Consider the following 10,751-nt stretch of genomic DNA (forward strand, 5'->3'; position numbering starts at 1 on the left):
CCACTTGTTTTTAAGTGGGGACTAAATTAAGGCTTATAGGATGAATTCATAAGGTGTGTTCAGCGGACGCTTACGCTCATCCTCCCAAATCTTTTGCCTAGTCTATCAAACGCTTAATCAAGATAACGGTCACATGGAGTGACCGACTCTAACTATATTTCCTCAAGGATTGGAGATAATAATGTCACAACACTCCACTTTACAGCGGGGATTAAACACCCGCCACATCCGTTTCTTAGCATTAGGTTCAGCGATAGGAACGGGACTTTTTTACGGTTCAGCAACAGCCATTAAAATGGCAGGTCCATCTGTTTTGCTCGCATATATCGTTGCAGGGATCGCAATATATATCGTGATGCGTGCATTAGGCGAGATGGCTGTTCAAAATCCAGTTTCAGGCTCTTTCAGTCACTATGCCTCACAGTACATTGGACCACTTGCAGGTTTTACCACAGGTTGGACTTATGTATTTGAAATGATCATTGTTGCGCTGGCTGATGTGACTGCTTTTGGAATCTATATGGGCTTCTGGTATCCAGATGTTCCTCGATGGATTTGGATTCTGTCACTGATCATGTTCTTAGGTGCAATTAACCTCATTCATGTCAAAGTTTTTGGCGAGCTAGAGTTCTGGCTTTCAATCGTAAAAGTGACCGCGATTGTTGCCATGATTTTGGGTGGCTTAGGGCTGATGATTTATGGTTTCAATGCCGATCAAGCAGGTTTCACAACAGGTATTCAAAACTTATGGATTCATGAAGGCTTTATGCCAAATGGTATTGCGGGTTTGATTGCTTGTTTATCTGTAGTTGTATTTGCTTTCGGTGGTATCGAGATTATTGGGATCACTGCGGGTGAATCTAAAGATCCAAAGACCTCTATTCCTAAAGCAATCAACGCTGTTCCTGTACGTATCTTATTATTTTATGTGCTAACTATTTTTGTTTTGATGTCGATTTTCCCTTGGAATCAAATAGGTAGCCAAGGTAGTCCATTTGTACAAATTTTTGAGAATCTAGGAATCGGATCGGCTGCAACAATTTTGAATATTGTTGTCATCACTGCTGCGGTATCAGCGATTAATAGTGATGTATTTGGTGCGGGACGTATGCTGTTTGGTATGTCGAGTCGTGGACAAGCACCGCAAGTGTTTCAAAAAATCTCTAAAAATGGTGTGCCATGGATGACTGTTGTTGTTATGGCTGGAGTCTTACTTATCGGTGTGCTTCTCAACTATTTAATTCCAGAAAATGTATTCCTTATCATTGCATCAATCGCAACATTTGCAACAGTTTGGGTATGGTTGATGATCTTACTTTCACAAGTTGCGATGCGTCGTAAGATGTCGAAAGAACAGATTAAAGCACTAGATTTCCCTGTGATTGGTTGGCCGTATGCTCCTGCATTTGCTATTGCATTCATGTTGTTTATCTTGGCAATGATGGGTTATTTCCCTGACTCAAGACCTGCATTATATGTCGGTATTACATGGTTGGTTTTACTGTGTATTGCATACAACATTTGGGTTAAACCAAAACAAGATGCGATCAAGGTTGATCAGGATTTACCACAAAATTTCAAAATGGAAAGCTAATAACCTAACTGTTCAAGAGCGTATAGCTCTTGAACAGGGAGAGGATCTAAAATGAAAAAGCTTTGGAAAAATTGTCATATCGCTACTATGCAGGATGGGAAATACAACAGTATTGAACATGCTGCTTTAGTGACATCCGGACATCGCATTCACTGGATTGGTCGTGAAAGTGATATTCCAAATGACAATTATGCTGAAACCATTAATTTAAATGGATCATGGCTAACGCCCGGTTTAATTGATTGTCATACGCATAGCGTATTCGGTGGCAATCGTAGTGTTGAGTTTGAGCAGCGTTTGCAAGGCGTTAGCTATGCTGAGATCGCGGCAAATGGCGGTGGTATTGCCAGTACTGTTCGTGCAACTCGTGAAGCGAGCGAAGATGAGTTACTTGCTTCAGCACTAAAACGTATTCGCTGTTTACTCAAAGATGGGGTTACCACCATCGAGATTAAATCGGGATACGGTTTGGACTATCTGAATGAACGTAAAATGTTGCGTGTGATTCGTCAAATTGCAAATATTTTGCCAATCACTGTACGCAGTACATGCTTAGCAGCGCACGCTTTACCTCCTGAATATAAAGATCAAAGTGATGCGTATGTTGATCATATTTGTACAGAAATGTTGCCAAAACTACATCAAGAGGGACTCGTGGATGCGGTCGATGCATTTTGTGAGTATTTAGCATTTTCACCTGCACAAGTTGAACGTATATTTAACACAGCACATGCAATCAATCTCCCAGTTAAATTGCATGCTGAACAACTGTCTTCTCTTGGTGGCTCTAGTCTTGCTGCTCGTTACCACGCATTGTCTGCAGATCATTTGGAATTTATGACTGAAGACGATGTCAAAGCAATGGCTGCTTCGGGAACCGTTGCAGTGTTACTACCCGGTGCATTCTATTTCTTGAGGGAAACACAACTTCCTCCACTAGAGAGTTTGCATAAACATGGTGTTCGTATTGCTTTGTCGAGCGATTTAAATCCTGGAACTTCTCCAGCATTGTCATTACGTTTGATGATGAACATGGGAAGCACCTTATTTCGCTTAACACCTGAACAAACATTGGCAGGGGTGACTATTCATGCTGCACATGCTTTGGGACTACAAGATTCACATGGCAGTCTAGAAGTAGGCAAAGTTGCTGACTTTATTGCTTGGGAAATTGAACATCCATCTGAGATTGTGTATTGGCTAGGTGGAGATTTGCCTAAACGTATTATCCAGCATGGCAATGAAATTTGTGTGTAGTGCAAACAGTTTTAATTAGCGATATTTGATATGAATCATTCATTTACATGGCAAGGACGACATGATGGCGATGGTGAAGAACATCGACGTATCCATCATGTTGTAAATACCACACAACATGCTTCATTTGCCTTAATTGGTTTTGGTTCGGATGAAGGTGTAAAACGAAATAAAGGTCGTTTAGGCGCAGCGGATGCACCTGATATGATTCGAGCACAATTGGCAAATTTACCTGTACACCAATCTGTATCAATTGTTGATATTGGTACAGTCGTATGTGAGCAAGGTCAACTAGAAAAGGCACAAGCTGAGTTAGCAGATCAAGTTGAACGAAGTTTACAACAGGGAATGAAACCGATTGTTCTAGGTGGTGGTCATGAGGTTGCTTTTGGAAGTTTTTCAGGACTGTTCCAATACATCCAACATCATGAGCCGCAGCAAAAAATTGGAATCATTAATTTTGATGCACACTTTGATTTGCGTGAAGCAGAGCAGGTGACTTCAGGTACACCATTTTTAAATGCTGCAAAATTATCAGAACAGAATCAAAAAGAATTTCATTATCTGTGCATCGGTGTCGCGAAGCATTCAAACACGAAAGCTTTGTTTGACACGGCAGATCGCCTGAACTGTCAATATATATACGATCAGCAACTTCAGCTTTCAGAAATTGACCATTTGATATCGAAAATTAACGGTTTTATAGAAAAAATTGACGCGTTATACATTACAGTAGATCTGGATGTATTTAGTGCCAGCATTGCTCCCGGTGTGAGTGCACCTGCGGTCAAAGGAATTGATCTTTCGGTCTTTGATCCATTGTTTCAAGCCATAAAGAAATCTGGAAAAATTCGAGTTTTCGATGTGGCTGAATGCAATCCACGGTTTGATTTGGATAATCGAACAGCCAAATTAGCCGCTTATATTATTTTTAACTACATTTTTGACTGATGGCTTGGCGTGAGCTGACCCATCTATTTTCATTTTATAAGGATAGACAATGTCTAATTTATCTTATATCTCTCAAAATAACGGTCCATGGTCAACTTACCTCGAACAAATCGATCGCGTTGCGCCTTACTTAGAGCATTTAAAAGATTACATCGACACATTGAAGCGCCCTAAACGTGCCTAGATTGTGGATGTGCCGATTGTAATGGATGACGGTACGATCCAGCACTTTGAAGGCTATCGTGTTCAACACAATTTATCACGTGGTCCAGGTAAAGGTGGTATTCGTTTCCATCCAGATGTTGATTTAAATGAAGTGATGGCACTTTCTGCGTGGATGACGATTAAAACTGCGGTTTTAAATCTTCCATTTGGTGGTGCAAAAGGCGGTGTACGTGTTGATCCGCGTAAACTTTCACCTCGTGAGTTAGAACGTTTGACACGTCGTTATACCAGTGAAATTAGTCACATCATTGGACCACAAAAAGATATCCCAGCACCTGATGTGGGTACAAACCCAAATGTCATGGGTTGGATCATGGATACATATTCATCTGGTCAAGGTCATACTGTGACAGGTGTTGTAACAGGTAAACCTGTACATTTAGGTGGTTCATTAGGTCGTATCAAAGCAACGGGTCGTGGTGTGTTTATCACAGGTCAACAAGTTGCTGAGAAGATCAAATTACCTCTAGATGGCGCGAAAATCGCAGTTCAAGGTTTTGGTAACGTAGGGAGTGAAGCTGCGTATTTATTCGCTGAGTCAAAATCTAAAGTCGTAACTATTCAAGACCATACAGGTACGATTTATAATCCAGAAGGTATTAACCTTGAAGAGTTAAAAGTTTATCTTCAAACAAATCAAGGTGTGGGCGGTTTTGCTGGTGCGCAAGCGATCAGTGATGAAGCATTCTGGGATGTGGAAATGGATATTTTGATTCCAGCAGCTTTAGAAGGTCAAATCACAGTTGAACGTGCACAAAAATTAACTGCGAAGTTGGTTTTAGAAGGTGCAAACGGACCAACATATCCTGAAGCTGATGATATTCTAGTTCAACGTGGTATCACGGTTGTCCCAGACGTTATCTGTAATGCGGGTGGTGTAACGGTTTCTTACTTTGAATGGGTTCAAGATATGTCGAGCTACTTCTGGTCAGAAGAAGAGATTAACGAACGTCTTGATAAGCTGATGATTCAAGCAATCCATGATGTTTGGAATACTGCCAACGAGAAAGTATGTACGCTAAGAACCGCAGCATTTATTCTTGGTTGTGAGCGTATCTTAAAAGCACGTAAAGAACGTGGTATTTTCCCAGGTTGATACGGGTGAAATAACAATAAGCGACCTTAAGACCATAGTTTTAAGGTCGTTTTTGTATTAGAAGCTAATCTAAAAAGAAATCTTTTTGTAGTTCCGTCTTTCCTTCAATACAAGCATAGCCACCCAGTTCAGTGATCCCAATTCTTGCAAGAGCTTGCTCATCAGTTAAACTTTGTCCTGTGAGTTCACCACGATTAGTTGTATAAATTGCATAAGCTGCATCTGCCATAATTTCGGGTTTGCGACTTAGTTGTAGGGTATTTTCTTCTCCCAAATTTTTTGAAACCGCAGCAGTCGCAATATAAGTTTCTGGCCACAAGGTATTACAGGAAATTCCATATTGCCGAAACTCTTCTGCCATACCTAGCGTGAGGATAGTCATTCCATATTTAGATAATGCATAGGGAGAAAGCATTCCTAACCATTTCGGTGACATATTGACTGGTGGAGACAAACTCAAAATATGTGGGTTTGAAGATTTTTTTAAGTAAGGTAGTGCTGCTTGGGCGCAGATAAATGTGGCTCTGTGATTAATGGTCTGGATCAAGTCATATTGTTTTAGTGAAGTTGACTCAACACCAGTGAGAGCGATTGCGCCTGCATTATTGATGAGCACATCTAATCCGCCGAAGGTTTCAACTGTTTGTTGGATGGCAAAGTGAATTTGTTGCTCATCTCGTACATCTAATATGAGAGGAAGTGCCTTACCACCCGCAGCATTAATTTCCTCTGCAACGCTGTATATCGTGCCTGATAATTTAGGTGTTTCGATAGCAGTCTTCGCAGCAATCACGACATTCGCACCTGCTTGGGCGGCCTTTATTGCAATTGCGCGACCAATACCACGACTTCCACCTGTGATAAAAATGGTTCTTCCTTGCATAGTTTTCATTGTAATTTCCTATTTCTAATTCATGTTAAAAATTAAGTTAAAGAATAAAAGGATGTGCAAATTTTTCAGGATTATACAACTGTCGTTGTTTGGCAATTTCGACAATTCGATGGCGCAATTGACGTTTAATTACGGCATAGGTCAGGCGATGTTTCTGTGACATATCTTCTGCAAATCGTAAAGTTTCAGTCTGTAAGGATTCAACAGAATGTATCTGGCTCACTACTTGAGCTTGTAAACATTCAACGCCTGTCATCGATTTGCCTGTCAACGATATTTCCCAAGTTGCATATTGATTTGGTAGCAGTTGGACAATTTCTGCAATGATATCGGTAAAAGGAATGGTAAGTTTTATTTCAGGAAAGCAGAATCGACCTTTATCTGACCGCATAAATCTAAAGTCACAAGCTGATGCTAAGATCGCACCGCCTGCATAAGCATTGCCATTGATTTCAGCAATGACAGGGAGATTCAATAATGCTAAGCGAAGTAACATATCTTCTAGTTGAGTAGTAAATGCTTTTTTATCTTCGATAGATTGTTGCATTAACCATGCGAGATCTAAACCATTACAAAATGTTTTGTGATGATCACTTCGAATAATCAGGCTCGCGTTATTTTTATCGTTTTCAATTTCATCAAAGACTGAAATATATTCATCTAAAACGTCTTTGTTGAGCGCATTTTCCTGATCGCCGTTGATTAATGTCAGCACATAAATGGATTGTTGTTTATCGAGATGTAGGTTTGCCATTTAAGCAATTCCTCTAAGTTTATTCATTTTTCTATGACTGATTATTCAGAATAAACTGCTCGCCCAATAGGGTAGACTATGCCATATTAATGATCATTTTAGGACACAGGATGTACTATGCGTGATCCTTTTGGGCTGTTTCAAGAAAACATTTCAGTTTCTTATGCTCATGTACTATTAGAAATTACTGAAGCCTATGGCATCGAGAATCAAACTGTTTTACATAATACTGGGTTGGTTCTATCAGCTATGAAACATGCTGATGCCAAAATGAGTGCTCATCAGTGGTCTAAGCTGGTAGTGAATGCATTACAACTCACAGGTAATCATCGTTTGGGCATTGAGTATGGACTCAAACTTCGTCCTACTTCACATGGGGCATTGGGCTTTGCATTTTTAAGTTGTGCTGATGTTGAAACTGCTTTGACACTCTGTCAGCAATATTTCTGTACTCGGATTCAAAATTTCACACCTGAATGGACTGTTGATCAGGATTTTGTCTATGTTTATTTAGATGATGTACATCCTGTTAGATTTGGTGATGAGCAACAATCAGCGCAATTACGATCATTTCTAGTCGAATGTTTGATCTTTGGTGCAATTCATTTTTTAAGTTTATTTTCAAAAGAGCTGATTGAGCAGAGTGAAGTCTTTCTTGATTGGGAAGAAAGCAATGATTACCAGTGTATTGAGCTTTCAAAAGTTAAGATACATTTTAGTCAAAAAAGAAATGGGCTTCGTTTTCCTAAATTCTTCCTTAACTGCAAAAATAAAAATGCTGATCAAGTTTCTTTTCAGCAGGCACTTTTGTATTGTGAAAATGATAAATGGCGGTTAGTTAAAGAAAATATAAGGGATTTACAGAAAAGTATTCGCTCAGAATTATTGTATAACTCAAGCAATGGTTATCCCACATTGCCCATGATTGCTGAACGTTTGAATATGTCTGAACGAACTCTAAAAAGACATTTACAGGCGCAAGGGACGACTTTCTTACAGATTCTAGCTGATGTACGATTTACGGAGGCTAAAAAAATGCTGCAACACAAACGATATAGCATCCAAGATATTGCAAGCATTGTTGGTTATGAAGAAGCGACCAATTTTATTCGTGCTTTTAAAAAGACCTTTGGAGAAACACCAAGCCAATATCGAAAGCGTAGCGTAGCCAAATCTAGTTAAATCGAGATTTCTTTCTCAATAGCTAGAATAAATTGATCCACGGCATGTTGAATTTTTTCAGTCCATTCAAAAGAACAATTCATTCGAATAAAGTGTTGATGTGAAGGCAATACATTAAATAGCGGACTGGGTGCTATACCAATCTGTTGTTGAATCAGTAGTTCATAGATTTGCATGCTACTGACTTTTTCAGGCAATTGAATCCAAAGAAAATAACCACTTGGATAATTATATACCTTGCAGCCTTCGGGTAAATGTTGTTTTAGATATTGGAAAAATTGTTTTTTATTCTTTTCTAATGAGCGTCTGAGCGTTCTTAAATGCTTTTCATAATGATGATGGGCTAAAAATTCAACTAGGGCATTTTGGATGAGTGCATTTGCAGAAATCGTGCTCATCAGTTGTAAATGTTGGATGTGCTCTGAGAATTTACCCGCATAGACCCAGCCCATACGAAAACCAGAACCTAAAGTTTTCGAGAAAGAAGAGCAGTGCAATACCAAATTTTGTTGATCAAAATACTTCATTGGAAGTGGTTTCTGACTGCCATAAAACAATTCTTCATAGACATCATCTTCAATTAAATGAATTTGATGTTCATGCAAAAGTTGAGCAATTTTAAATTTGATTTCATCGCTGACCGTAAAGCCAATTGGATTGTGTGCATTAAGCATAAACCAGCAGACTTTGATTGGATACGTCTTAATTACTTGTTCAAAAGCTTCAATATCAAAACCATGCTGTGGATGTTCAGGAAGTGTAATGACTTTCAATCCTAAACGTTCGGCTGCCTGCCAAGCGCCATAAAAAATAGTTTGCTGCAATAAAATATATTCACCAGGTTGTGTGATCGCTTGCAAAGACAGATTGAGTGCTTCCAAGCCTCCAGATGTGATAACAATATCATCCGCATCGGTTGGAATACCTTGCATACAATAACGTTGCGCGATCAGTTTCCGAAGTTCCAAATTCCCAGGTGGAAGATTGGTGGTTTGGTCATAACTATGTCGGTTACGGGAGAGTTGTCCCATGATTTGAATCAGCTTGGGTGGATAGAGCAACTGACTATCAGGAAATGCCGAACCCAGCGGACTGACATGTTTAGATTGGATCGATTTTAGATATTTAAATACCAGAGAGTTAATTTCAATTTTGGGATTCAATGCAACAATTGAGTGTGTTTGTGGAATTTGGGTCGATACTTGCTCAGCAACAAAATAACCAGATTTTTCTTTTGAATAAATTAATCCTTGTGCCTCTAATTCTTGGTAAGCATTCATCACTGTGATCAAGCTAAAACCTGAACGTTGTACTTGCTCACGTAGAGATGGAAGTTTGCTATGTGCCTTCCAAGTGCCATTTTCGATCAGTAATTTTAGATTGTGCGCTAACTGTTCAGACTTATACATGAAGTTTGCAGCCCTAATGATATCTGCTTTTATTTTAAAGAAAATCTATCAGGATTTTATAACAGATTTAGTCCAATTGAATCATCTGTTATATTTTTTTAAGCATGCTCTGTAGCTATTCAATACTTGAAGTAACGCTCAAAATAACACCATGAACGATTCAAACTCCAAACACAAAATTTGAGTTTATTGAGTTCTAAAGAATGTTTCGATTTGACAGGGCGTATTCGATGTTTGTGACCAAAGAACTTAATGCGATGACAGCAGTTTTTGAAGACAGTATGCCTTCATCACTGATTAAGGAAGAATTACAACTTGAATATGTGAATCTTGAAGCGACTTTATTAAGAGCAAAAGTCTTAAGAAATTTTGCTAAAGAGAAAGTGACTTACATTGTGCAAACTCAAATTTATGAGAATGACCAAAATCTAGCATATTTATTTGCGCCGTTTGTGCTTGCCAATCTAAATCAGCCTGTGATTTATACCACGCTCAATTCATCTTCGATTTTAAAGATATTAAATCAATATTATCAGGCAGAAAAAAGAGTGAAGTTGAATGTCATAGATTTGCTGCAAAGTCTGAAAGTTTATGTAGATGTTGTCGATCAACCCAAAAACCAAGAAGACTTTCTATTTAGAAACTTGGTTAAAGCACTCTGTCGATCAGATATTTCGCAAATTTTTTTGATCACATCATCAGCGATGAATCATCACCAACTTCAACAGTTGCAGGATTTCTTAAGCGTAAAGATTAGTGTCATTCAGACAGTTTGTGAAGAAAGTATTGTAAAGGATGAAATGTTAAATACTCGGAAATTGTTGTTTAAAAACAAAGATGATTTCCATCGAAATATTTGTACATTGTTTTCATCTTTAAACGCAAAACTTATTGCACAAATAAGTCAACTTAGTGAAGTACAAGCAGCCCATCTTATTGAAGACATGTTTTATTCGGAACATATTTTTGAAAAATTATCAGTCTATGCCGAATACATGCAGACCCATATCCAAAATGGATCAAGTTATAAAACCTTATCCATGATTTAAAGATTTTAGAACCGAATACTTGTATTTGAATAGGAGTAGACAATATGTCTCAGCAACAATCTAAGTTTCCATACATAACAGTTGGTATCAGTATTTTACTTGGTTGCTTATTTTTAGTTTTCTTCTTCCTTGCGGTCAGTAATCAACCAGATTATATGCCGTCACAACAGAAGCAGAATATTCAAAAGATTCAACCAGCACATTCATCAACTGAATAGCCACTAATTTTGTAGACACCTTTTAGTTAGATATTGGACTGCCACCACTCTCCTAGACAAATTTCGTCTATTCTTTTTGCATAGGAGAGAACATTATGAGTGGACAACGATACACCCCAGAATT

Annotated in this window: 9 protein-coding genes and 1 pseudogene; 7 read left to right on the forward strand and 3 right to left on the reverse strand. The window is 38.6% G+C overall.

Annotation, left to right across the window (positions count from 1 at the left end; all coding sequences use genetic code 11):
• Window positions 1–181 precede the first annotated feature (181 nt).
• From A2003_RS06525 to A2003_RS06540, 4 genes and pseudogenes are all read left to right on the forward strand, one after another.
• Window positions 182–1,594, forward strand: coding sequence for an L-histidine transporter HutT (locus A2003_RS06525; RefSeq protein ID WP_042892891.1), 1,413 nt, complete (start codon window positions 182–184; stop codon window positions 1,592–1,594).
• Between the two features lie 51 nt (window positions 1,595–1,645).
• Window positions 1,646–2,851 carry an imidazolonepropionase gene (gene hutI / locus A2003_RS06530; RefSeq protein ID WP_286687010.1) on the forward strand — a complete coding sequence of 402 codons (1,206 nt, stop codon included), beginning with the start codon at window positions 1,646–1,648 and terminating at the stop codon, window positions 2,849–2,851.
• Window positions 2,852–2,881: 30 nt separating this feature from the next.
• Window positions 2,882–3,802 carry a formimidoylglutamase gene (gene hutG, locus A2003_RS06535; protein ID WP_099948495.1) on the forward strand — a complete coding sequence of 307 codons (921 nt, stop codon included), beginning with the start codon at window positions 2,882–2,884 and terminating at the stop codon, window positions 3,800–3,802.
• A 49-nt stretch (window positions 3,803–3,851) separates the two neighbouring features.
• A pseudogene (locus A2003_RS06540) lies at window positions 3,852–5,123 on the forward strand (Glu/Leu/Phe/Val family dehydrogenase).
• A gap of 64 nt (window positions 5,124–5,187) precedes the next feature.
• On the opposite strand, the gene A2003_RS06545 reads toward A2003_RS06540, so the two are convergent.
• Together A2003_RS06545 and A2003_RS06550 are read right to left on the reverse strand one after the other, a co-directional pair.
• Window positions 5,188–6,015 carry an SDR family oxidoreductase gene (locus A2003_RS06545; protein ID WP_286687011.1) on the reverse strand — a complete coding sequence of 276 codons (828 nt, stop codon included), beginning with the start codon at window positions 6,013–6,015 and terminating at the stop codon, window positions 5,188–5,190.
• A 37-nt stretch (window positions 6,016–6,052) separates the two neighbouring features.
• Window positions 6,053–6,769, reverse strand: coding sequence for an enoyl-CoA hydratase/isomerase family protein (locus tag A2003_RS06550; protein WP_286687012.1), 717 nt, complete (start codon window positions 6,767–6,769; stop codon window positions 6,053–6,055).
• Between the two features lie 117 nt (window positions 6,770–6,886).
• Between A2003_RS06550 and A2003_RS06555 the strand changes: the two genes are divergently transcribed.
• Complete coding sequence (locus A2003_RS06555; RefSeq protein WP_283325149.1) at window positions 6,887–7,951, forward strand: AraC family transcriptional regulator; 1,065 nt, start codon at window positions 6,887–6,889, stop codon at window positions 7,949–7,951.
• Here the strand turns inward: A2003_RS06555 and A2003_RS06560 are convergent.
• On the reverse strand, window positions 7,948–9,360 hold the full coding sequence (locus tag A2003_RS06560; protein ID WP_039048303.1) for an aminotransferase-like domain-containing protein: 1,413 nt from the start codon (window positions 9,358–9,360) through the stop codon (window positions 7,948–7,950). The two genes, A2003_RS06555 and A2003_RS06560, sit on opposite strands and share 4 nt — an antisense overlap.
• 230 nt (window positions 9,361–9,590) lie before the next feature.
• Between A2003_RS06560 and A2003_RS06565 the strand changes: the two genes are divergently transcribed.
• Window positions 9,591–10,409 (forward strand): hypothetical protein, encoded by an 819-nt coding sequence (locus tag A2003_RS06565; protein ID WP_004953571.1) that lies wholly within the window; start codon window positions 9,591–9,593, stop codon window positions 10,407–10,409.
• A gap of 44 nt (window positions 10,410–10,453) precedes the next feature.
• On the forward strand, window positions 10,454–10,627 hold the full coding sequence (locus A2003_RS06570; RefSeq protein ID WP_164978084.1) for a cbb3-type cytochrome oxidase assembly protein: 174 nt from the start codon (window positions 10,454–10,456) through the stop codon (window positions 10,625–10,627).
• Window positions 10,628–10,751 lie beyond the last annotated feature (124 nt).

Origin of the sequence: Acinetobacter sp. GWC1_38_13 (assembly GCF_001767535.1) — a bacterium.
Lineage (GTDB): Bacteria > Pseudomonadota > Gammaproteobacteria > Pseudomonadales > Moraxellaceae > Acinetobacter > Acinetobacter junii.

Excerpts from the sequence above, each read along its gene's own strand:
- hutI (WP_286687010.1), top strand. The coding sequence starts at position 1,646 with ATGAAAAAGCTTTGGAAAAATTGTCATATCGCTACTATGCAGGATGGG.
- hutG (WP_099948495.1), top strand. The coding sequence starts at position 2,882 with ATGAATCATTCATTTACATGGCAAGGACGACATGATGGCGATGGTGAA.
- A2003_RS06565 (WP_004953571.1), top strand. The coding sequence starts at position 9,591 with ATGTTTGTGACCAAAGAACTTAATGCGATGACAGCAGTTTTTGAAGAC.
- A2003_RS06560 (WP_039048303.1), bottom strand. The coding sequence starts at position 9,360 with ATGTATAAGTCTGAACAGTTAGCGCACAATCTAAAATTACTGATCGAA.
- A2003_RS06555 (WP_283325149.1), top strand. The coding sequence starts at position 6,887 with ATGCGTGATCCTTTTGGGCTGTTTCAAGAAAACATTTCAGTTTCTTAT.
- A2003_RS06525 (WP_042892891.1), top strand. The coding sequence starts at position 182 with ATGTCACAACACTCCACTTTACAGCGGGGATTAAACACCCGCCACATC.
- A2003_RS06545 (WP_286687011.1), bottom strand. The coding sequence starts at position 6,015 with ATGAAAACTATGCAAGGAAGAACCATTTTTATCACAGGTGGAAGTCGT.
- A2003_RS06550 (WP_286687012.1), bottom strand. The coding sequence starts at position 6,769 with ATGGCAAACCTACATCTCGATAAACAACAATCCATTTATGTGCTGACA.
- A2003_RS06570 (WP_164978084.1), top strand. The coding sequence starts at position 10,454 with ATGTCTCAGCAACAATCTAAGTTTCCATACATAACAGTTGGTATCAGT.